21 protein-coding genes are annotated in these 22,829 nt (G+C 43.6%); 13 read left to right on the forward strand and 8 right to left on the reverse strand.

Annotated features, from left to right (window positions below; all coding sequences use genetic code 11):
- Positions 1–47: 47 nt before the first annotated feature.
- Together VGB26_02125 and VGB26_02130 are read right to left on the reverse strand one after the other, a co-directional pair.
- Positions 48–1,034, reverse strand: a complete 987-nt coding sequence (locus tag VGB26_02125; GenBank protein ID HEX9756582.1) for an FHA domain-containing protein — start codon at positions 1,032–1,034, stop codon at positions 48–50.
- Positions 1,022–2,344, reverse strand: coding sequence for a serine protease (locus VGB26_02130; protein HEX9756583.1), 1,323 nt, complete (start codon positions 2,342–2,344; stop codon positions 1,022–1,024). Before VGB26_02130 ends, VGB26_02125 begins: the two co-directional genes overlap by 13 nt.
- Before the next feature lie 444 nt (positions 2,345–2,788).
- Between VGB26_02130 and VGB26_02135 the strand changes: the two genes are divergently transcribed.
- The 3 genes from VGB26_02135 (at position 2,789) to VGB26_02145 (ending at position 7,019) form a co-directional block, all read left to right on the forward strand.
- A complete protein-coding gene (locus VGB26_02135; GenBank protein ID HEX9756584.1) occupies positions 2,789–3,964 on the forward strand; it encodes a thiolase family protein in 1,176 nt (391 codons plus the stop codon).
- 347 nt (positions 3,965–4,311) lie between these two features.
- Positions 4,312–6,222 (forward strand): diguanylate cyclase, encoded by a 1,911-nt coding sequence (locus tag VGB26_02140; GenBank protein ID HEX9756585.1) that lies wholly within the window; start codon positions 4,312–4,314, stop codon positions 6,220–6,222.
- Positions 6,219–7,019: an EAL domain-containing protein gene (locus tag VGB26_02145; protein ID HEX9756586.1), complete on the forward strand. Its 801-nt coding sequence runs from the start codon at positions 6,219–6,221 to the stop codon at positions 7,017–7,019. Before VGB26_02140 ends, VGB26_02145 begins: the two co-directional genes overlap by 4 nt.
- 175 nt (positions 7,020–7,194) lie before the next feature.
- Here VGB26_02145 and VGB26_02150 read toward each other — a convergent pair whose 3' ends face one another.
- Complete coding sequence (locus VGB26_02150; protein HEX9756587.1) at positions 7,195–7,599, reverse strand: hypothetical protein; 405 nt, start codon at positions 7,597–7,599, stop codon at positions 7,195–7,197.
- 349 nt (positions 7,600–7,948) lie between these two features.
- On the opposite strand from VGB26_02150, the gene dinB reads away from it, so the two are divergent.
- The 5 genes from dinB to VGB26_02175 all read left to right on the forward strand — a co-directional run bounded on the left by dinB (position 7,949) and on the right by VGB26_02175 (position 11,770).
- A complete protein-coding gene (gene dinB, locus VGB26_02155; GenBank protein HEX9756588.1) occupies positions 7,949–9,031 on the forward strand; it encodes a DNA polymerase IV in 1,083 nt (360 codons plus the stop codon).
- Between the two features lie 246 nt (positions 9,032–9,277).
- Positions 9,278–9,814, forward strand: coding sequence for a hypothetical protein (locus VGB26_02160; protein ID HEX9756589.1), 537 nt, complete (start codon positions 9,278–9,280; stop codon positions 9,812–9,814).
- A complete protein-coding gene (locus VGB26_02165) occupies positions 9,798–10,136 on the forward strand; it encodes a hypothetical protein (GenBank protein HEX9756590.1) in 339 nt (112 codons plus the stop codon). The genes VGB26_02160 and VGB26_02165 overlap by 17 nt, the downstream gene beginning before the upstream one ends.
- A gap of 463 nt (positions 10,137–10,599) precedes the next feature.
- The gene (pal, locus tag VGB26_02170; protein HEX9756591.1) at positions 10,600–11,166 is read left to right on the forward strand and encodes a peptidoglycan-associated lipoprotein Pal; all 567 of its coding nucleotides are present in this window, start codon (positions 10,600–10,602) and stop codon (positions 11,164–11,166) included.
- A 76-nt stretch (positions 11,167–11,242) separates the two neighbouring features.
- Positions 11,243–11,770 carry an SRPBCC family protein gene (locus VGB26_02175; protein HEX9756592.1) on the forward strand — a complete coding sequence of 176 codons (528 nt, stop codon included), beginning with the start codon at positions 11,243–11,245 and terminating at the stop codon, positions 11,768–11,770.
- Between the two features lie 53 nt (positions 11,771–11,823).
- On the opposite strand, the gene VGB26_02180 is transcribed toward VGB26_02175, so the two are convergent.
- Positions 11,824–11,997, reverse strand: a complete 174-nt coding sequence (locus VGB26_02180) for a hypothetical protein (GenBank protein HEX9756593.1) — start codon at positions 11,995–11,997, stop codon at positions 11,824–11,826.
- Between the two features lie 313 nt (positions 11,998–12,310).
- Here VGB26_02180 and VGB26_02185 point away from each other — a divergent pair, with 313 nt between their 5' ends.
- The 4 genes from VGB26_02185 to VGB26_02200 all read left to right on the forward strand — a co-directional run bounded on the left by VGB26_02185 (position 12,311) and on the right by VGB26_02200 (position 17,453).
- Positions 12,311–14,353, forward strand: coding sequence for a c-type cytochrome (locus tag VGB26_02185; GenBank protein HEX9756594.1), 2,043 nt, complete (start codon positions 12,311–12,313; stop codon positions 14,351–14,353).
- A gap of 162 nt (positions 14,354–14,515) precedes the next feature.
- A complete protein-coding gene (locus VGB26_02190; protein HEX9756595.1) occupies positions 14,516–15,838 on the forward strand; it encodes an Npt1/Npt2 family nucleotide transporter in 1,323 nt (440 codons plus the stop codon).
- A 131-nt stretch (positions 15,839–15,969) separates the two neighbouring features.
- Positions 15,970–16,926, forward strand: coding sequence for an aldo/keto reductase (locus tag VGB26_02195; protein HEX9756596.1), 957 nt, complete (start codon positions 15,970–15,972; stop codon positions 16,924–16,926).
- 278 nt (positions 16,927–17,204) lie between these two features.
- Complete coding sequence (locus VGB26_02200; GenBank protein ID HEX9756597.1) at positions 17,205–17,453, forward strand: endonuclease domain-containing protein; 249 nt, start codon at positions 17,205–17,207, stop codon at positions 17,451–17,453.
- A 155-nt stretch (positions 17,454–17,608) separates the two neighbouring features.
- Here the strand turns inward: VGB26_02200 and VGB26_02205 are convergent, their stop codons facing one another.
- The 4 genes from VGB26_02205 to VGB26_02220 all read right to left on the reverse strand — a co-directional run bounded on the left by VGB26_02205 (position 17,609) and on the right by VGB26_02220 (position 21,152).
- Positions 17,609–18,028, reverse strand: a complete 420-nt coding sequence (locus VGB26_02205) for a DUF5069 domain-containing protein (GenBank protein ID HEX9756598.1) — start codon at positions 18,026–18,028, stop codon at positions 17,609–17,611.
- 8 nt (positions 18,029–18,036) lie between these two features.
- A complete protein-coding gene (locus VGB26_02210) occupies positions 18,037–18,897 on the reverse strand; it encodes a methyltransferase domain-containing protein (GenBank protein ID HEX9756599.1) in 861 nt (286 codons plus the stop codon).
- A gap of 27 nt (positions 18,898–18,924) precedes the next feature.
- Positions 18,925–19,518: an NAD(P)H-dependent oxidoreductase gene (locus tag VGB26_02215; GenBank protein ID HEX9756600.1), complete on the reverse strand. Its 594-nt coding sequence runs from the start codon at positions 19,516–19,518 to the stop codon at positions 18,925–18,927.
- 149 nt (positions 19,519–19,667) lie between these two features.
- Positions 19,668–21,152, reverse strand: coding sequence for an alpha-amylase family glycosyl hydrolase (locus tag VGB26_02220; GenBank protein ID HEX9756601.1), 1,485 nt, complete (start codon positions 21,150–21,152; stop codon positions 19,668–19,670).
- Positions 21,153–21,735: 583 nt separating this feature from the next.
- Here VGB26_02220 and corA point away from each other — a divergent pair.
- Positions 21,736–22,803 (forward strand): magnesium/cobalt transporter CorA, encoded by a 1,068-nt coding sequence (corA, locus tag VGB26_02225; protein ID HEX9756602.1) that lies wholly within the window; start codon positions 21,736–21,738, stop codon positions 22,801–22,803.
- Positions 22,804–22,829: the final 26 nt, after the last annotated feature.

A 22,829-nucleotide genomic window follows, 5' to 3' on the forward strand; every position in this document is an offset into this window, starting at 1 on the left:
TGGGGATTAAATAGGCGTTTTTGGGCGAGGATTGAATAAAAAAATTGTTAAGGAACTTGGTCCCATCCTTTTTTAATCGGTTGATCCACCCTAGTCTTCATGGTTTGGACCTCTTGAAAGAATTGATCCAGGTTAGCGCTTTTCACCAGTTGAAAAGGAGGGGGTTTTAATTCGCCGTGGAAATTTAAAGATCCTATTAATTGGTTGCTAACAATATTCCAGGAAAAACCGAAGAGGCCGACCATGGTAAAGACCACCATTCCGGTCCCCAAAGCGATTTTCTTAGATGATTTATGGGTGCAGAGGCGCAGATGTCCCCACAGGATAAACCCTAAAACAAGACTAACCCCAATCCAAAACAGAATATCAGTGGAGAAGCCTGCCGAAAAACCAAAGGAATAATATTCGTGGGCGGTATCAAATACGGAGAAAGCCAACAGACCCACACAGACAATAAACACATGGGCTTTGAAATAGTGATGGTGCATAAAAATTTTACTCAATAAGGCCCAAATTCCTGCCCAAATACTAATTCCGGCAATAAACCACAGAGGTAAAAGAACCAAATCTCCAAGCTGGGGTTTGGAAAAAGAGTTCCAGAATGTTTCAACCATAATCCATAAACCGGTTAATATCAATATGCCAAAAAATGTAGATGAGCGGTTAAACGATTGGGTTAAAGCCGCGAATCCATATTCAAGTTCTTTAGCGGATGGAACATCAAAAGCAGGTGTCCGGATTCGCAGAAGGGTATGACCGACCCGAATGATGATTTCATCTCCGATGACCTTTCGCATAATGGGTTTAGAGGCAGGCATCTGGTAGACTCCGTTGGTGCTATTTAGATCCGCTATATAAAGCTGCCCGCTTTCACTTAATTCAATGGAGAGATGGGTGGGGGAGACGTACTCGTCATCCAGTATAATTTCATTTTGATAACTGCGGCCGATATGAATGGGGAAACGGTCCCGTCGAAAACGTTCGCGAACTTTTCCCGATTTTTCGAGAATCTCAACGACGATTACCGGTTCCACGTTATGTTCTCCAAAAATTTACTTGCAAACCTTTTGGCATTTTCAAAACTGACCCCTGTTAATGAGACCGAAGTCTGCAGTCCCTTGTTGTTCCCATCCAAGGTGGCAGCCATGATAAAAGAATCATACAGGTTTGGCAGTTTCTTATATCCCCTGGCACAGAATACCACCTTTAAATTCGGTCCCTTCTGTGCGACAAAATTGGAATGGCACCGGAAAGGGCCGACTTCCTCTTCATTGGTTGAGATTTGATTCTTTTCCACCTGGAAAAATTCTTGATATAATCCGTAGAAACGAAAACGGTTTAAATGCTCCGTTGAAATAAAGGTATTGGTAAAAATCATTGTCCCGGAAAACTGGGACCCCGAAAGGTATATTCCATCTTCAAAAGAGCACCGTTGGGTGACTGTTTCATATAGTTGATTGTCCCTTCGGAAAGAATCTCCCCAACATTTGATAAAAGGAGCGATTTTCCCGGGAACCTGGTAGGGCCCCAGGGTGACGGTTTCCCAGCCGTGAGATAAAACCTCCACCAAGTACAAATCTTGATGACTCAAGAGCTGATCGCGCAATTTCAGGATCAAAGTTTCTGGTCCCGCTGGTTTCCTTGAAGCCGTTTCTTTTAAAAGAGTTTGAGCGTATTTAACGGGAACAAGGAAACTTAACTGGTTTCCCGCGGTGGCCACATTGATTCCCACCACTTTTCCATTGGAAAGAATAGACGGGCCTCCGCTCATTCCGGAATTAATCGAACCGGTAAAATGGATCTTTTCATAAAGGGTGTGTTCCAGAAGACCGCTATGAGTTCCTTCAATAATGGTTTGTCCCAGGTCCCAGGGATTTCCCAGGGAATACATCCGGGTCCCTTTCCTTACCGGTTGGGTATGAAATTGAAAATGAGGGAGGTGGGTTCGTTTGGTTTTAACAACGGCTAAATCATGAATGGCATCAAAATTAAGAACCGTTAAGGGGCTGGACTCATTATTATAATGGATAATTTCTCCTCGAAATTGTTCCGGCCGATGAATCAATTGGGAGATCACATGGTAATTGGTGAGAATATGTCCCTCTGGGCTGACCACAAAACCGGAACCCACGGTGGATTTTGCTCCGGAAGAAGCCTCCAGGATACGAATTTGAACCACCCGGTCTCTGTATTTCTCAAATATATGTTCAGCTCCTTCCTCCACCCCAAATGCATAGGGCAACCCTAGAATCCCTTGAAGGATAAAAATAAGAGACCCAAAAAGCAAAACCTCCTTACACTTCCTTTTTTTTTCCAAAAACATCCCCAAAATCAATGGTTTCATAAGTCCTTTACTCAAGGGTAGCTTTCAGGGTACCCCATGTCAAGGTTTTGGACTGATAAACGATGCTGGCATAGGAGAACATTTGTTTTCCGTATGCATTTCGTTTTTAAAATCAAGACAAACGGTGAATTTAAAAAATAAAAGTGGTTTCTTATTTCCTTATTAAAAAAATTGTTAGGAAAGGGCTTTTGTTCTCATTTTTTTCTAACTTTTATTGTTCAGTTTTAGGGGTTTTTAAAATTTTATAAATTAAATCAATAAGATGCATTTCAAATGGTTTAGGGCTGTGATAAGGGGGAGCCAGTATTCTTTGAGCGGTTTCCGGTTAAGAGGGGGTCCCAATTCCAGGGGGGCCAAAGGAAACCCTAACCACGGTCCCAAGTGGTGGAATTATTGGTTTCTGTTATACTTTTTCAAGATGTTTTATACCAATGGAGGGGAAACATGCAGGAAACGCTAATCGTCAGTGCAGTCCGGACCCCTATCGGTAGTTTTAACGGGGTCCTAAGTTCGGTTTCTGCAACGGTCCTTGGAAGCAAGGTGATAGCGGAGGCACTTCAACGGGCTCACGTTCGGGCGGAAGAAGTGGACGAAGTGATTATGGGAAACGTCCTTTCTGCCGGCCTTGGCCAAGCCCCCGCCCGCCAGGCGGCCATTGGGGCGGGGCTCCCTCATTCAGTGGGTGCCGTTACCATAAACAAGGTCTGCGGTTCAGGGTTGAAAGCGGTAATAATGGCTTCCCAGGCGATCCGGGCGGGAGATGCAGATATCATTGTGGCGGGGGGAATGGAAAGTATGAATAACGCCCCTTATTTATTAGAAAAGGCCCGGTGGGGTTTTCGAATGGGAGATGGTCAGATTGTAGACAGTATGATTCGGGATGGCCTGTGGGATGTCTACCATAATTTTCATATGGGGTCCGCAGCGGAGCTTTGTGCCCGTCAATATAAAATATCCAGGGAAGAAGCGGATCAGTATGCCATTTCCAGTTTTAAAAAGGCCTTGGAGGCTCAGGGGACGGGGGCCTTTAAAGAGGAATTGGTTCCGGTTTGGGTTGAACGTAGAAAACTTTCCTCTGATGTCATCGAAGATGAAGGCCCCTCGAAGTTTAATTCCAGTAAAATGGTTAACCTTAAACCCATTTTTAAAAAAAATGGAATCATTACCGCGGCCAACGCTTCACCCATCAGTGACGGGGCTTCGGCTCTAACGATCATGTCAGAACAGAAAGCGAAAGAGATAAATGTCTCCCCCTTGGCACGGATTGTGGGGTATGCCTCTCATGCCCATGAGCCCAAGTGGTTTACCACAGCCCCTGTCATGGCCATTCGTAAACTCTTGCAAAAAACAAAACACACCATATCGGATGTAGATCTTTTTGAAATTAACGAGGCCTTTTCGGTTGTCTCATTGGTCGCCAATCGGGAATTAAATTTGCCCCCTGAAAAAGTAAATGTCCGAGGGGGAGCCATCGCATTGGGGCATCCCATCGGGGCAAGCGGGGCAAGAATTCTTACCACATTGGTTCATTCGCTTGTTTCCCTAAACCAAAAAAGAGGAGTGGCTTGCCTTTGTATCGGAGGTGGAGAAGCCATTGCCATAATGCTTGAGCGGGAATAGGTAGAACCCCTTTCCTTATCCTCCTAAATTAAATTTTTTATTTCAGTTTTATTTCTTCTCCCATAGCGACTTAGCTTTTTATGACTCATGCTTTTCCTAAAGCTTTCACATTTTATGGCCGACAAAGATTTATATAACTATTTGAAAAACCATATAAAAATTTTGCTTTCAGAGGAGCTAAATAGGCTTTGGATTAATTCTTACAATGAAAATAGCGAAAAAATTTCTGGTTCTTGAATTGGGAATATTTTTGGTGGGCCTCCTTGCCGTGGGTATGGTTTTCTTTTCCCTTTCTTCCCAAAAAAATGGAAAAACATGTTCCCATGGTGGAATTATCCCACAATTTAATGCGAAAGGTGGATGTGTGGCATTTATGGCTGGAAGAGGTATTACGGGGAAATGCTTCTGTTAATTTTCAGGCTGATGTTCTCGACAACCTTAAACAGGGACTTGCCCTAACCCATGCGGTTCTTTTCCAAGATCATCAAAAGATGGGGGGGATTGAGGTGATTGGTCAGGATCACAAAGGGAATGCCCTTCTGACAAACCTTTATTACCAAATGAGGCTTTTTCAAGAGTTGGCTACGGCTCGTTGGAAACAGGCAGGGCAATCTATGGAAAGCACAGAGGTCTCTAAAGCTTACAGCGGGGTTTATTCCGAAATCAGGAAAAAAGGTGTGGAAATTCAGGAAGTGGTAGATTTGCTCATATTGGGCGAGCACAAAAGAATTCATCAAGTTAATAGGTGGATTGCAGGGCTTTTCATAACTCTTTTGATTGGCATCAGTCTTGTGGTCAGACGCGACCGAGGGTTCATGAGGGAGAAAAACAGTGAATTGGAAAAAAGAGCCGGTGAACTCAGTGAAAAAACAGATGAACTTAAAATGAAAACCCTAGAGGTCACAAAGGAGAATAGGGAGCGGAAAAAAGCGGAGCGGGAAATAAAGAAATTTAATGATTTATTGGTTGCCATCAGTCAGGCACAATCCGAATTTATTTCTGAACGGGACACCCATGATCTTTTTGATGCCATGTTAAATAGAGTGTTGGCCCTGACCCAGAGTGAATACGGGTTTATAGGAGAGGTTCTTTTTAAATCCGATGGCAGGCCCTATTTAAAAACACGCGCTTTAACCAATATTTCATGGAATGATGAGACCCGGAAATTTTACGATCAAAATATTCCGGAAGGATTAGAATTTCACAATCTCAAAACATTGTTTGGCGTGGTGCTAAGCAGCGGGGAGCCGGTCATTTCCAATTCTCCGGAAACGGATTCCCGGCGGGGCGGGCTTCCGGAAGGGCATCCCCCATTGAATGCATTTTTAGGGATCCCGCTTTTTTTAGGATCGAAAATGGTTGGGATGATGGGAATTGCCAATCGTCGGGGAAGCTACGATGAGGGTCTGGTGGAATTTTTAAGGCCCTTGTTGAATACCTGTGCCAATATCATTGAAGCCAATCGAAATGCCTTAAAGCGCAAAGAGGCAGAAAAAGCCCTTCAAACCAGTGAAACCCGGTTCTCGGGAATTTTAGATATTGCCAATGAAGGAATCATTTCCATCGATGAAAACCAAAACATCATCATTTTTAATAAGGGGGCGGAAGGTATTTTTGGATATTCCGAGGAGGAAATTCTTGGACGGTCTTTAGATGTTCTCATTCCGGAAAAATTTCGTTCCCACCACGGGGGTCACCTCTCAAAATTTTCTGAAACTGAAGGAAGGTCCCGTTTGATGGGGGAAAGGCGCGAAATTTTTGGTTTACGTAAAAATGGGGAGGAGTTTCCAGCAGAGGCGTCGATTTCCAAATTAAATACAGGAAAAGAAAGAATCTTTACCGTGGTTTTAAGGGATATCTCGGAACGCAAAAAAGCGGAAATGGCCTTGTCGGAACAGGTGATCCGGGATAGTCTCACCAATCTTTACAACCGACGTTATTTTAATCACTGCCTCGAAAAGGAAATGATCCAAACTGTTCAAAAAAACCAATCTTTTTCTGTCCTGATGTGTGACCTGGATGGTTTTAAAAAGATCAATGACTCCAAGGGCCATCAAGCGGGGGATGAAATTATCAAAAAGGTCTCCCTCAGCATTAAAAATTCCGTCAGGGGAATTGATCATGTGTTTAGGTGGGGAGGAGATGAATTTGTGGTGCTTCTTTCAGGAACAGATAGAAAGGGGGTTTTATTGACCTCGGAGAGGATCAGAAAAGGGATCCAAGATTTAAGTGGCGGATTGGCCAAGAAATGGAAATGAGTATTGGTGTGGCCCTTTTTCCTGACCATGGGGAAACCGTTGATGAATTGATTCAAGTTGCGGATCGGGCCATGTATATCGCAAAAAAGGGGGGGGACAAGGTCCATATTGGGGAAGAAGAATACCTGCTTAACGAGAATTCCATAAAAGTGGTATTTCAACCGGTAGTGGATGTCCGGATGGACCGGATCATCGGATATGAAGCGTTGAGCCGGGGTGCCCAGGGGAAGTTGAACATTCTCGACATGTTTAAGAAATATCATGCCGTGGGACAGTTGAGCGAGTTAAAGCAGTTGTGTTTTTATTCCCAGATAGAGGCCGCTCAGGAGATTGGTTTGGAAACGGTTTTTATCAACGTGGACTTTAATCTCTTAAAACAGATTGAGTCTGTTCAAAAACCGAAAGGAATAGACGTTGTATTAGAGATTTCCGAGGGAGAGGCCCTTCATGATGTAGCCAACCATTTGGAAACTGCGAAATATTGGAGAGAAAAAGGGTTTAAATTCGCTATAGACGATTTCGGAGCTGGGTTTATTTCCCTACCTTTTATTGTTCAGCTCATTCCTGAATATATCAAATTGGATCGGTCCACCGTTATTCAGACGGTAACCTCCATTAAATTTCGACGAATCATGCGGGATCTATTGTTGGGGTTACGAAACTGTTCTACGGATGGCATTATTGCGGAAGGGATTGAAACGGTCAAAGAGCTTCAGGTAATGAAGGATTTAGGCATTTATTTAGCCCAGGGATATTTGCTTGGAAAGCCCGAGGAGTTGAAGAAGCCGAAGAAATAAATTGTTTTATTGAAGGAATATCTTCTTTTTTGTTTTCCTGCCTAAAGGTTAAACCGTTCACCTAATCTCATGGGATACCATTAAAACACTCCCAGGGTCCAAAATCTCTTCCTCTATATGGAGGGTTTGGAAAAAGCCCGTGGTTTAAGAAAATAAAATTAAAAGGGTACTGTTTTTATGCACAACTTATGAAGAAAGGGCTTAGATGGGAGGGGTCTGGGTCCCCCGTGTTGAGTTTAAGGAGGTAATGGATGACCTCATGCCGCCAGATATAGTGGCTTCCGACCTTAATATGGTTAGGTTCTAAATACTCCCCGCTGCATCCGCTTTCATAAAACTTACATGGAAAATTGGGAGGCATTAAGGTAATGGACAGTTCATCAAAGTTTCCTTCCGAAAATTGTGTGCACTTTTTGGTTTCATCAAACGTGGTTTTCAAAAAATTCTCTGTAGATGAGTCCACAAAAACCCCTGCCGTGCCTGCGGAGTGGCTTTCCCCACCACACCCGGTTAGGGATAGAATATTAAAAAGACCCATTGCAGAAAAAAGTAAAAACTGAATTGGTTTTTTAAATAACATTACCTGACCGCACCCGTAATAAACAAATTTTTTCTGGAATTCAAACCGAAGCAATTATAAATGCAATATATGTGCAAAAAAGCTGATTAATTTTTATTAGCAAATAAAACAATGGGTTATGAGTTAGATAAGGGGATAATTTACTCTAGGTTCCGATGACACTGGCGGTCATTATTGGACAACCTATGAAATCGGTTACACAACAATTTTTTTTATATTTGGATCAAGGGTTGGATTTTTTAATCCTACTCTTTTATCTTTCCTTTACTTTTTATCCTTCCCTTCAAAAAATCTCTTAGCCCCCGTAATTGGAAAATGATATCCTTTTAAGGAAAATTGGAGTTTTTCTATGCCTACCCGAATCATCGGTCATCTGGATATGGATGCTTTTTTTGCAGCCATTGAGGAGTTGAATAACCCTCGATTAAAAGGCTTACCTATGGTGGTCGGGGCTGACCCTCAGGATGGGAAAGGACGAGGGGTAGTTTCCACATCCAATTATCCAGCTAGGGTATATGGCATCTATTCCGCAATGCCCATCACGCAAGCCTGGGGCCGGTCAGAGGCGGCCAAGCGTCGCGGGGATCCACCGGTGGTTTTTGTCCGGCCCCATTTCACCCGTTATACCGAAGTTTCGGGAAAAATTTCATTAATCGTTAGGAAGCACGTGCCCTTGGTTGAAGAAGCCAGTATTGACGAGATGTATTTGGACTTAAGTTTTGCCGGGTCCTTTGAAAAAGCCCAAAAAATATGCCAAGAAATAAAAAAAGAAATTCACTCCAAAGAGAACCTAACCGCTTCCATTGGGATTGGCCCTAATAAATTAATTGCCAAGATCGCATCGGATTTTAAAAAACCCGATGGGTTAACCCTGGTAAAGGAGTCGGATGCTGAAACGTTTGTAGCGCCAATGTCGGTTCGGAGGATTCCTGGGATCGGACCCAAAACGGAGGCCCGGTTGGTTGAGCAGGGGATTCGGGTGGTGAAAGATTTAAAACGGTTTACGAAGGAGGAAATGAAAGAGATGTTTGGGAAATGGGGCTTGGATCTATACGAAAAGGTCAGGGGGAGAGACGATTCCCCCGTTTTGGAGGATTATGAAGTTAAATCCGTTGGGGAACAGGAGACTTTTCCTGAGGATACACGGAATTCAGATTTTATTTTGAAATGCCTGATGGCCATGGCTAAAAATGTGATGGCCCGATTTTTCCAATTAGGATTTAAAACATTCAGAACGGTTGTGGTCATTGTCCGTTTTTCAGATTTTGAAACCAAAACGCGCTCCCGCACTATATCCGAACCCAGCGGGTCACAAAAAAAACTCGAAACGGAAGCAATTAAATTGCTTTTGCCTTTTTTGGACCGGCGGGAGAATCCTAAAAAAAAGATGTTCCGCTTGATTGGGATTCGGATCGAAAAGCTTGAAAAATAATCTGCATTAAAACTCTGTTACCTTCCTTTTTTCCTTTTCAACCTCAAATAAAAAAAACGATTCTAAACCCATGATAGAAATGAATAATGGGTTTTTAATGTAGCTTTAATTGATTTTTAATGTTGTAAATTTAAAATTTTAATTAATCTAGAATGAAATTGTAATCTACAAGGGTCATCAATTGGGGTATTTTTGACAAGTATAAAAAGGTTTGAAAACACCTTTTCAATGAAGGAGCTTTCAAAAATGGATAAAAAACTAGGGAGGTTTGAAACCTATTTGGGTTGGTCCGTTTTAATGGTGTTTTTATTGGTTTTACCCGGAATTGCCTTATCAAAAAGCATTTCAAATGGACAAGAATATGTCTTTAAAGCAGTTGATTACGGTTTTGAAGGGCCTGATATGATTCCTTCCGGCTGGACCCGGATCAAAATCCTTAACGAGGGTAAAGATCTGCACCATGTACAGATCATTAGATTGGAAGATGGAAAAGCCCGGAAGATTTTATTGAGGCCATTGGGAAAAATCCGGCGATTTTTCCTTCTTGGGCACAATTTGCAGGGGAGCCAAACGGTTTTATTCCAGGGGAAGGGGGGGCTCTGCCACTGTTTATTTAAAACCTGGCCGTTTTATGGTGACCTGTTTGATTCCAACCGCAAACGGTGTCCTCCAGGCGGTTTTAGGAATGGTAAAACCCTTTGTCGTTACCAAAAGCCCCCTCCAAGTGAAATTTCAAAAGAAAAAAGGGGAATTAGAAATTCAAACCGTGGACTTTCAGTTTAAGCTTTCAAACGGGGTTTCAAAAGGTCCACAAACCATTCGGGTTCACAATCGGGGAAAACAGGCACATGAAGTGGTTCTCTTCCAGTTGGCCCCTGAAAAAACGGTGAGTGACCTTCTTCGCGAATTTGAAAAACCCGGCGAGGAAATGACTACAGGGAAACCGTTGGGGGGAATGACTGGGCTGGGGAAAGGTGATAGCGGTTTTTTCGAAACAGAATTTAGCCCGGGAAATTATGCTCTGGTCTGTTTTTTCCTAGATCCTAAAAAGGGCGCCCCCCATTTCTCTTTGGGGATGGTCAGCCAATTTACCGTTCATGAATAAAGGTGATTAGAATGTGTTTGTGCATTCAAATGAATGACACCTTTATTAGACCCTAGGGAAAATCAAAAAAAACCTCATACGCTTTCGAGTTGTAAAATTGGGAATTTAGGCTTATACTTGCCCTCAATTCCCAATAAAAGTAAAAATTTATGTTTTCCTGGGTTGGCCCTGGCAACCGGGCAGTCCTTATTGCGCTTTTTTGAAACCTGAAGGAAAACCTTGTAAAGAAGTACAAGGTCATTTAATTAGTAATTTTTAATTTTTTTTTAAATCTTTTTAATGGTTTGGATTTATCTTTTTCATCAACGAATTCCCAAAAATGGGATAGGGTTCCTCCAAAATTTGGGGAACTCAGGTGTCCATGAGAATCACGTAATCTATCATTAACAAGGTTTTGTATTTTTAATTTGAAATCTTCTCTAAATTGACGGGAGTTTCATTTTAAAAAAGGAGGGAATTACAGATGAGGCGAAGTTTAGTAAATGAAGTTTTGGCTCTGGCCTTAACGGGGGTGTTTTTGATCGTGGGGGCGGGATGTGCCAAACGGGTTGGGACCGCGGAGCAAAGTGTGGGTGTTTTTCCGAATGAGTCAGCCACCCCTACAGAAGAGGTTTTTGACGAAAGGTTTATGGTTCAAGAAGAAGACCTGCAGGATACGGAGGTTCGGAAGAATGATATGATGAACCAGGGTATTTCCGCGGGACTGGGGGACGTTTATTTTGAATTTGATCAAAGCCTTTTACGGCCAAAGGATCTAAAGGTGTTGGATGAAAACGTCAGGTGGTTAAAGGCCAATTCTGCAAGGAAAGTAACAATACAAGGTCATGCGGATGAGCGGGGCACCAACGAATATAATCTAACCTTGGGAGAACGCCGGGCCCAGGCAGCAAAACGGTATTTGCTCAGTCAAGGAATTGAGCCTCATCGGATCAGAACCATTAGTTATGGTGAGGAAAATCCGTTTTGTAAGGATCGTAATGAGGGGTGCTTTCAGCAAAACCGTCGGGGCCGTTTTGTTAAATTGAATTAAGAGTGATCCTTGTCAAACTATGAAGAAAAACGGAGGAAAAGCTCGGCTATATGTCTGGGGGGCAATTGGATTTTTCGTGTTTTTCTTTGCCCTTCAGGATATTGGTTCTTTGGTTCCTAAGGAATATCAATTTGAGGCGGAGATAGAGGTTCCAAAAACGCCAGAACAGGTTTGGAACAAACTAGTTCAAACGGATCGTTGGAAAGAATGGGTCCCTCAAATTCAATCCGTTGAAAAGGTGTCCCAAAATTACCCCGAAATAGGAAGCCACCTTCAAGTGGCCAGTTTTGTGTCCGATGGAAAAAAAATGGTTGATCAACTTGAGGTCACTGAGAGGATTGATCAAAAAGTATTTGCGGTCCGGCATACCAAAGTATGGATTGATGGAAAGGCTGCTCCCATCATCAATGGGATGTCCAGATTGGAGTTGGGCTCTGATCAGCCTGGATGGACGAAAATAACGGTTACGGGGTCCTTTCAAGTCAAGGGCCCCGTAAATCGGTTCCTTGCCCGTTATATGATGAAGCCTGTGGTGGATGAAACCGTTTCCCGCACGGTAGCAAAAATTCAAAGCCACCTTCAAAAAACGGAACGAAAAACCTAACCCCCATTAGCATTCTTTTTTTTTATAACCGGCCTGTTTTTCCGCCAAACCAATTATTTTCGGTAAATGTTTAGCCCGATCTTTTCATCTCTTCCGGGAATGGAAATATTCCCTTCAGTTGAAGAGATAATGGTGGTTTTGCCTGATGAGGATGGCCCGAATTCTTTTGACAGGTCCACTTTAATGGTGAGTATATTTCCTTCGACATTCATTTCCACATTTTTCACGAATGTTTCTCCTTAATCCTTGTAAAGTGTTATATGATCATTTGTCATTTTGAAAATAATCCAATGAGTATTGCAATTTACTCAAGTTAGACATCGGTTGGTAAGCATAATCTCCTAATCCTGCCAGGTCAATCATTAATAAATTTTAGAAGTGATTATTTTTAAAAATTTCCCCCTCCGCTTTAGCGCATCACCTCTAATATTTTTCAAAACCATTGACCCCCCCCCTTAGAACCCGCTACAATTTCCAAAGAAATAATGGTCTGCCTGGAAATCATTTTAAATCGGGAAAGCATACCAAAGGGGGCTTACCATGGAAAAGGGTAGGAGTTGGCTGTTGGGTTCCCGTAGCCGGGTATTTTTTACGGTTTTATTTGTTCTTCTGCTTCTTGATCTTGGGCGCTCCATTTATGCCAGGATAGGATTCTCCCAACCTGCTGAGGTTTGGCAACCGGATTCCAAAATCTATTCAGATTTAAAATGGCCCCCGGGCAATTACCTTTCCCCGGACCTGCCATTGGGTGAGGGCATTTATTTTCAAAAGTGCGCGGTGTGTCATGGTCCGGATGGAAGGGGAAACGGACCCGCGGCACCCTCCATGATTCCTCGGCCACGGGATTTCACAAAAGGACAATTTAAATACAAATCCACACCACCCGGCCAACCGCCAAGCCATGAGGATTTGGTTTCCACGGTTTCCAATGGACTTCGTGGAAGCGCAATGCCTTACTGGCATGACCTTTTATCCGAAAATGAAATTAATGAGGTCGTCAGCTTTATCAAAGGATTTTCCAGTGTTTTCCAGGATTCTATTCCGGAATCTATTGAGATTCCACCTAGGGTAGAACCCAATGAAGAAAGCCTAAAGCGGGGTCAAATTCTTTATGGACAACAGGGATGCCTTGGCTGTCACGGCCTAGATGGACGAGCCACCCCAAGGCTTAAAGATTCAAAAGGTTATCCTGTTTTTTCCAGAGATCTGTCAGCCCCATGGACCTTTCGAGGGGGAAGTTCTCCGGAACAAATTTGGTTGAGAATAACTACCGGTTTGGCCCCCAGTCCAATGCCATCTTATGCGGAAGTGATTCCCCCCGATGAGCGTTGGGACCTGGTGAATTACGTTTTATCGCTTGCCCGTGTTCCCCCATGGGAAGCAGGAGGCAAATTAGAAGGGCCGGGTCAGCATCGTGATTTGATCCGGCGGGGTGAATATCTGGTTCATGCACAAATGTGTGGTCTTTGTCATACCCAGATCAACCGGACAGGAATCTACCGGGGGGATGATTTTTATCTTGCGGGTGGAATGCGCGTGGATGCCTATCCCCATGGTTTCTACATCTCCAGAAATCTTACCTCTGATCCCGAAACGGGTTTAGGTCGGTGGGCAAAAGAAGAAATTGCCAATGCTATCCGAAACGGAAGGTCGCGGGACAGGGTCCTTAATCCCGTCGATATGCCCTGGCATTATCTGCACGCTTTGGAAGAAGAGGATGCAATGGCCATTGCCAGTTACTTGAAAACCCTAAAACCTGTTTATAATAAAATATCCCACGCTTTGCATTATGGGGTTGTGGAAACAATTGTCATGAAACTGCTGGAGCCTACCAAAGTCCTTCGTTTCATCGATGGGAATTTTGGTCAAAGGCCTCAGGGGCCTTTACTTGGACTTCCCCAGGAAATCCTTGTGGGTGCACAATTGTTGGTATTTATTCTTGGAATTTTTGCTTTCCTTTTTGCCGGGCCGCCAAATCGCCGCTACCCTCAGACCATCAGCGGTTGGATATTTTTATTTTTTATGGTTATTGGAATATTTTTATTATGCATGGTGGGCTTAGCCGTTTTCCGATTTCCTGGCTTTATACTGATTCCCCCTGATCGGGTGGCCAATACGGTTCTTACCAAAATTCCCACGCCTAATGAAACCCATTTAAAAAGTCCGGAGCAGGCCGCTTTGGTGAAACGGGGCCGGTATCTATATACCGTTGCTTCCTGTGCCCTGTGTCATGGACCGGAGGGGGGTGGAGGCCTAAAAATTAGCTGGCAAGCGTTCGGTACATTGTGGACTCGGAATATCACACCCCATCCCGAGAATGGGATAGGGGCCTGGAACGAGTTGGAGATTGCCAGGGCAATTCGAAGTGGTGTCACACCGGATGGGCGAATGCTTCACTGGCAGGGGATGATCTGGGATCACGCATCAAACTGGGATGAAGAGGATATCCGGGCATTGGGGGCATATCTTCGAACCCTTCCTCCCGTTGACAATGAAGTCCCTCCGGCTCGGCCACCCGCCCCCGATGATTGTAAAAAATATACCTTTTGGATTACCCCAAGTGATTTGTACGGTTGTCAATAATTTGGAAAATGTTAAATATGATTTTATTTGGCTAATTTCACAGAAAGAATTTTTAATTGTAAGATTCCTAAAATCCGTTCGTCATTCCCGCAAAAGCGTGAATCCAGATTAATTGGTTTATCTCATATTGACCTGGAATTTCCCATCGGAAAATTTTCTCTAATGTTTATGTTCCTAAAACGTTTCATCAATGTAAAAGATCAAGAAGTACCAGCGGTTCTGTGGTCTTTCGCCTATTTCTTCTGCCTGCTTTGTGGCTATTACATCCTTCGGCCTGTACGGGATGAGATGGGGATTATGGGGGGAGTGGAGAATCTTCAATGGGTTTTTACCGGAACCTTTGTGGCCATGCTGGGTGCAACCCCTATTTTCGGAGCAGCGGTGAAGCGATTTCATCGGCATGTGCTTCTCCCGGTGGTTTACATTTTTTTTATTGCCAACCTCCTTATCTTTTATGGGTTCTTTCAATATGAAATCGCAGCGGTCTCCGCAGCAAGAGCATTTTTCATATGGGTGAGTGTTTTTAATCTTTTTGTGGTCTCCGTTTTCTGGAGCTTTATGGTGGATTTGTTCAGCAACGCACAAGCACGGCGCCTGTTTGGCTTTATCGCTGCCGGTGGAAGTGTGGGGGCAATTTTAGGACCTTTCCTGACAGCAACATTAGCCCCTCGCATTGGTCCGATTCATTTGCTTCTGATTTCTGCCTTATTTTTGGCAATGGCTGTTTTGTGCATTAAAAACCTGATTAAGTGGGCTGATAAAGGTGTGAACGAATCTGGTCCATTGGAGAAACCGTCCCTGCAGGCCACAACTTCAAACCCCCATAAAAAAAACGATGAAGCCATTGGGGGAGGGTTATTGGCGGGTATTTCATTATTATTTCGTTCCCCTTATTTAATGGGCATTGGGTTTTATATTCTTCTTTACACAAGCATTTCTACCTTTCTTTACTTTGAACAGGCCCAAATCATCCGTGATGCTTTTGATGATTCGAGCCAACGGACCTCAGTATTTGCCATCATTGACCTGTCCGTGAATTTTCTAACTGTGATTACACAGGTCTTCCTGACCCACCGCTTTGTGGCCAGGTTCGGTTTATCCGCGACACTTGCTCTGATCCCTGGGGCTATGCTGATTGGTTTTACCTTTTTGGGAATGGCCCCGGTATTGGGTGTATTACTCGTTTTCCAGGTTATTCGGCGAGCGGGTAATTATGCTTTTGCCAAACCAGCACGTGAAATGCTATTTACGGTGGTCAGGCGGGAGGAGAAGTATAAAGCTAAAAATTTTATTGATACGGTGGTGTACCGTGGGGGAGATGCGGTCAGCGGATGGGTTTTTGCGGGGTTAACCAGTGTCGGATTGGGATTATCTAGTATTGCCTTCATCGCCATGCCCATTGCATTTGTTTGGTTATTGACCGGCGTGTGGTTGGGGGGCCGCCAGGAAAAGCTTCGAATGAATTTATTGACCCAAACAAAATGAAACAATAACCTTTCCTCATTCCCCTACCTTCCCCTCTATCCAGGGGGAGGAATTAACCTCAATCTTCCTCCCCCATTTTTGGGGGGGAGGGATTAAGGGAGGGGGGCTTTATTGTTTTATGGGAGGAAACAATGGAATTTAAAAAAGGCCCAGGGGATAGATCAAGAATTTTTAAAATGTCACGTCGAGAAGCCCTCCTATTAATGGCGGGTATGGGGGGGGTATTTGCCCTTCCTAAAATCGGGCTTTCACAGACCCAAACCCAGCTAAAAAGGGCAATACCGAAGGGTGGGGAACTGATCCCCGCTATGGGAATGGGGACCTCCCGTACTTTTGAGGTTGGAACCGATCCTAGAGTCCGTAAAAATGTCAAAGAAGTTTTAAAGCATTTTGTTGGGATGGGAGGAACACTTGTTGATTCCTCGCCCATGTATGGAACCGCCGAAACAGTAGTGGGTGATCTGGCCGCAGAACTGGGTATTCAAAGTAAACTATTTCTTGCCACGAAGGTGTGGACACGGGGGAGAAAAGAAGGCATTCGGCAAATGGAAGAGTCCATGGAACGGATGCGGGTGAAGCGTATTGACCTGATACAGGTCCATAACCTGGTGGATTGGAAAACCCAGCTTGAGACTTTGCATGAATGGAAGGAAACCGGCCGAATTCGGTACGTTGGAATTACCCATTATGTTCCCAGGGCTTTTGATGATCTGGAGCATATCATGGAGAAAGAGGATTTGGATTTTGTTCAACTTCCTTATTCTATTTCCACAAGGGGGGCTGAAAAGCGTCTGTTACCCCTTGCAAGGGAAAAGAAAATTGCCGTTTTGGTGAACCGGCCTTTTGAAAAAGGTGACATGTTTAAAAAAGTACGGGGAAAAGCTCTACCCCAATGGGTTTCAGAGTTTGATTGTCAGAGTTGGGGTCAGTTTTTCCTGAAATTTATTCTCTCCCATCCGGATGTCACCTGCGCGATTCCTGCGACCAGTAAACCCAAACATCTAAAAGACAATATGCAGGCGGGGTATGGGAGACTCCCTGATCCGACAATGCGGAGGAAGATGATGGAATATTTGAAAAGCATCTGAAATTCTTATTGATCCATTGTGTCATTCCCGCGCAAGCGGGAATTTAGGATCTATTGAATATAAAACCCCTGGATTCCCGATGAAACATTCGGGAATGACAGGAAGGGAGTTTTGTAACCCTTTTTAGTAAAAAAAATGTTCCTCATGAGGTTGTGTAGGTAGAAATACCCTCTCCCTTGATGGGAGAGGGTGAGGGTGAACTATACATGTGAAATCACCCTTTATTTCATTGAAGAGAAGACTCTTTCGTCATTCCCGCGTAAGCGGGAATCCAGTGATTGGACGGCCTCAAATTCAGACGCCAACAGCCCATAGGTCATTTCATTTTGGATTTTGTGTGTTTTGAGAAAAAGATCATCATTGAGTTGGATGGGGGACAACATGCAAAGTCGGAAGTAGGCGAGAAAGATAAACTAAGGGATAAATGGTTTGAAGGACAGGGTTATAAGGTGTTGAGGTTTTGGGACCATGAAGTCCTAACTAATATAGAGGGGGTGTTAGAAGTGGTCAGAGGAAATGGTTCATAACACCCTCCCCTTAATCCCCTCCCATCCATGGAGGGGAGATAAAAAAAGATCCACACAATGACTGGGAGAGTTATTAATTTTTTAAATTGTTAGGAAAAAATTGCAATTTATTTTTAACTTTCCCTGGACTTGTTTTTCCCCATTGATTGAATGATCTATTTTTTTCGTCCCTCATCTACTCCATAATAATCAAAAAGGGTTTGAATATCTTTTCGATCCGATAAACCGCTTGCGGTTTTGTATTTTTCAAGTTCCGGGGTGGCTTCATCGTTCCAGGCTCTTTTGACCATAAAGCTGTTCCAGATTAAAATTTCTTCTTCGTTGGGCTTTCGTCCTTTCTCAAAACACCATTGAAGAATTTCCTCATCGGTTCCACCTTGAAGGACACGGGCCCGCAACTCGTTGTAATCCACGTGGAGAAAACGGGTACATCGTCCGTCAAAACCTTTTCCAAGATTTTGATGGTAGTCCAGAGGTAATTTTCCTTCTCCCATTAAGCGGATTTTATCCAGCATTCGGGCGAAATAGACGAGCTCGCCAACTTTATCGTATGCGCTTCGTGGAAAATGTTTCATTGAATACCTCATCCAAGGGGTTTTCTGGCCGTGACCAGCCGGATGGCCATGGGGAGGAAAATCTGGTCCTCCCTTTGAAATTGTTTGATTTCCCCTTTAACCTCCGTTTCAACCTGCTTTTTTTGATCAGGCGTGAGCTTTTCAAAAAATGGCTTGAGGGGTGCCGCCAGATCTAGAAGGTTTTCATAATATTCATCGGGGGAGTCAAAGGGAGATTCAGCTTCAACCTCCTCATCTCTGATTCCATGGAGTCCTGCCTGTTTTGCCATGTCCATCAATTCGCCGGGAGGGGCCAAACGAAATATTCCGGGTTGGTTGGGATCGGGCTTGGGAAACTCGATGATTTTTGAAAGGGCCTGCACCGGTATTTGAACAAATTGGTTTTTTTTGGGTTCAGACCAGACCGCTGCGGCAAGATATCCACCGGGTTTTAAAACCCTGGCGATTTCTACGATGGCTTTCGGGATTTCCGGAAGGAACATAAGGCAAAAACGGCTAGTCACAGCATCGAATTGATTGGATTCAAACGGAAGGGCTGTAATATCTCCCTGTTGAAATTGAATATTGGTTACCCCGAGTCGTTGAGCCTTTTCCCGTGCAACGGTTAGCATGCTCTCAGCTAAATCAAGGCCTGTGACGCTTCCTTTTTCCCCAACGGTCTGGGCGATCAGAACGGCAGGGAAACCGGTTCCGCTTCCAAGATCCAGGACGGTTTGTCCGAAACGTAATTGGGCATCCCCGATCAGTCGATGATTCAGAAAAGAGAGGTTTTGATCCAATTTCTGATCCCACTTTTCCCAGGAGGGAGCAACCCCATTCCATTGCTGTTTTTGGTTTTCAATAATCTCTTGTGGTGTCATTTCCTTCATTGCCGTTTCTTTCCTCTCCTTTTTTGATTATATTTTAGCCGACCAAGGCTGTGCCTCTCCGCGGACCATCTCTTCTAAAGCGTATTTGGGACAGACATAATCCTTGATAAAATCAAGTAAAGATTGGGCTACCCCCCTTAAAGCTTTTTCAGATCCCGGATCGGTGCAATGGCCATTATCCTCAAAGATACTTTGTACACCGGCAATGGAAACCGACCCTGGAACCACGATGGCCCCAATGTGGGAGCAGACGCCTTTTAATTGCTCAAGAGACTTGATGGCTCCGATTCTTCCTGCTGCCACACCGATAAGAGCAACCGGTTTCCCTGCTAGGACCGATGGAAACCCAAGGTTTTCGATGATGAGCTTTGTCATGGCCGAAAAACTTCCGTGATATTCGGGAGTGGCAAGAACAACCCCTGTTGCTTTTTCAATGCCTGCCCGCAGCTTTTCGGTTGCATCTGATGGGGGATGTCCTGGAAAGGACAATGAGAGTTCACGTGCATCGAAGACCATCGGGTTTAACCCTTTTTTAGACAATTCATCATTGACGATATTGAGGGCACGTGAGGTGTAATTATTGGGACGGTTTGTTCCCGAAATACTGACAATGTTTTTCATGGTTTAACCCTTTCTCCCTAAAAAAATAGTAAGATAACAGAACAAAATCATGTAAGCAAGAGAGGGAATTTATTTTGATGTCCTGTTTAAAAACTTCTGAGTGGGAGCTATGAGGTTGCGGGGGGGTGTACAATGCTAAAATCACTTTTTCAGAAAGAAAAGATATGGGATTGATACCTCTCCAGCTCAATGAAAAGTCCGTTTTTTTGGAGGTCGTCCGCCTTGCGTGTGTAGGTCTGATGGTTTAACAGGTCCGAAAAGGTCAAATCCCCGTGGTTTTCTTTAAAGTTTAAGAATACCCTGCACCTGCAAACATGGTTTGAAAAGTTAACGGTGACCAGGCGTTTTTCTTGTTGATAACCCCAAATCCAAATGAGGATATTTTGATGGGATCCATCTCCTTCACCCGCAGAAAGAGATTCCAAAAGGGTCCATTCCCCCGATGTAAAAACGGGGTTTTTCGTAATCGATAAAAGCCGGTGATAAAATGACTGAATATCCTCCTGCACGGTTTCTTTAGGTTCTCTTCCTAATTGTACTGGAAGTTTGATCATTTTCCCTTCAAATTGCCCGTCATGGAAAAAACGAAGGCCTGGAAGAGTGCTGATGGTGACTGCACCAACCAAAGATTTTTCTTTCCCAAATTTTCTGACCGCCCGCTCTTCATCATGATTTTCAATAAAATGAACCGAGCGCGGCTGAACCGGTTTGGTGGTTTCCAAATGCTTTCGAATCTGGTTTGCATTCCCATTTTCCATAAAATCCGTTAAGGATTTGTCATAGGTAAAGTCAAATCCCATTTCCTGCAATGTTCCTTCTTTCCCCCAGTAAACTTCTCCCATAAAAATAAAACCGGGAAATTTGGATTTCACCGCTTTAATGGCTTGATCCCAAAATTCCTCCTGGGGGTCCTTGTACCCCATTTCATCCAAAACATGGTTCCAGGTTTCCTTGAAGATTGAATTTAACACCAGCATGGCCATATCGCACCGGACCCCATCACTGATTTCCGCCAGTTCCACCAGCTTTTGAATCATGAAACGCCTGGTGTCCGGGTGAAAGTAATTCACCTGGACGGTATCGATCCACGGGGGAAAGTAGGGGTCCCGCCCATGGGCGAAAAATGAATTGGTGCCCTTATGTTTGAAAAAGGTCAAGGCAGATTTTTGATACAAACTTTTGTTTCCTTGAATAAAAAATTCAGGATGTTCCTGTATCAAATGGGAGTCTGCGTTAAAATGGTTGGGAATAAAATCAAGGAACAGAAGCATCCCTTTTTGATTGAGGTCTTCTCTGATTTTTTTAAGGCCATCCAGGTTGCCCAATGCAGGATTAAGGCGGTAATCATCAATGGCATAGGGAGACCCAATGACGTCGGCTTTTTTGAAATCCGGCAAAGCCTTTCTGTAACCCTCAATGACACTGGGGTGGGACCCATATTTTTCAATACTGCTCTGGTTGGTTTCCCATACTCCCATGAGCCAAATAATATGAATTCCCATGTGGGATAATCGGTCCCAATATTCTGAAGGAACCTTTTCAAGGGTTGCCCTTTGACCGGGGGAATCAAATTGCCGCAGCCATACCCGGGTGTTGATTTCGTAAAGAGCCGGGAAAGTCGGAAGTTCTTTCATGACGAAACCGTGGTCAGTTTTTTGTAACCTCGGAAGGACCTCATCGACCGGGATGAGGTTTAGGTAATGGTTATGATTTCTCTTTTAAACCTTCTGTGTTTCAACTATAATTTATCTGGTTTTTGAATTTTGTAAAGTCTATGGGAAAAAACATTGGTATAGAACCAAAAGTTACCTTATTGACGGTTAATATGGTGATTACATTCCGTTCTTTTTGGAATTACATTTCACGTAAGTTACGTGGAGGAAAAAACGGAAGAAAACTTCAAACAGAATTATTCTAACATTTTAAGGCCGATTGGCTCCAGTAATCTATATCCGATAAATCGGCCCTTCATTATATCCAGCACTTTCTTTCATACGAGGGAACCGCCCTTTCATTCCGTATGACATGTGTCTACAATCAAGAAAAATTTTTCCACCCCGTTTGGGAATTCAAATATTAGGTCTTACAGGAGGATTCGTTTTTACCTTCCTTACTTCAGAATATCTCTACAATTATTTTTGGATGGAATGAAAAGAGCGAGTGAGAAATTATTCCTACCATTGATCATAATTTCCTAACTTTTTAATGGGGGTTAAAATGGCAAAGCGGTTGAAAAAAAGATCCAAAAGGGAAGGGCTTCCTCCCGGTACATTGATTCATGTTGGTGAGAAGAGAACAGAAAGGGTGCGGATACGTGCTTTGTTTTATGACGGCCTTCAAATAGAGGAGAGGGAGGTTCAAAACGTTCGGGAGATTCACGCCTATCAACGTCAGGAACGTGTGATGTGGATTCAGGTGATCGGAATTCATGACTCCGCTACGATTGAGGAGTTGGGAAACGCCTTTGGATTACATCCGTTGGTCATGGAAGATATTCTTCATACGGGCCAACGCCCGAAGATGGAGGATTATGGGAATTATATTTTTATTGTTTTGAAAATGTTTGCCTTCCATTCCGGTCTTCATGAGCTTGAGGAAGAGCAAATCAGTGTGGTTCTTGGCTCAAATTTTGTGATCTCTTTCCAAGAACGGGAAGAGGATTGTTTCAACCCAGTCCGGGAGCGGATTCAAATTGGTAAGGGGAAAATTCGAAAGATGGGAGCCGATTACCTCGCCTATTGTCTCATTGATGCCGTTGTCGACCGATATTTTACTGTTTTGGATAGCCTTGGGGAAATGATTGAAACGGTTGAGGGCGAGTTAATCGAGGATCCCACCACAAAGACGATTTATGAGATTCATAAACTAAAGAGGGAAATGATATTTTTGCGAAAATCCATTTGGCCCTTGAGAGAGGTCTTAGGTGCATTGGAAAGGGGTGATTCTTCTCTTTTTATGGAAACGACAGGCCCTTACCTGAGGGATGTTTATGATCACACAATCCGTGTGATTGATATGATTGAAACATTTCGAGATATGCTTTCTGGCATGTTGGATATTTACCTTTCCAGTGTCAGTAATCGGATGAATGCAATCATGAAAGTGTTAACCCTGATCGCGACGGTGTTTATGCCCCTTACTTTTATTGCGGGAATTTACGGGATGAATTTTAAATCTATGCCTGAGTTGGAATGGAAGTTCGGATACCCCTTGAGTCTCATTGTGATGGCCATTGTCGGGGTTTCGATGGTGGTATTTTTCAAAAGGAAGAAGTGGTTGTCATGAGGAAATAAAGGTTCCAAATTCATATT

The organism is Nitrospiria bacterium, assembly GCA_036397255.1.
Taxonomy (GTDB): Bacteria; Nitrospirota; Nitrospiria; order DASWJH01; family DASWJH01; genus DASWJH01.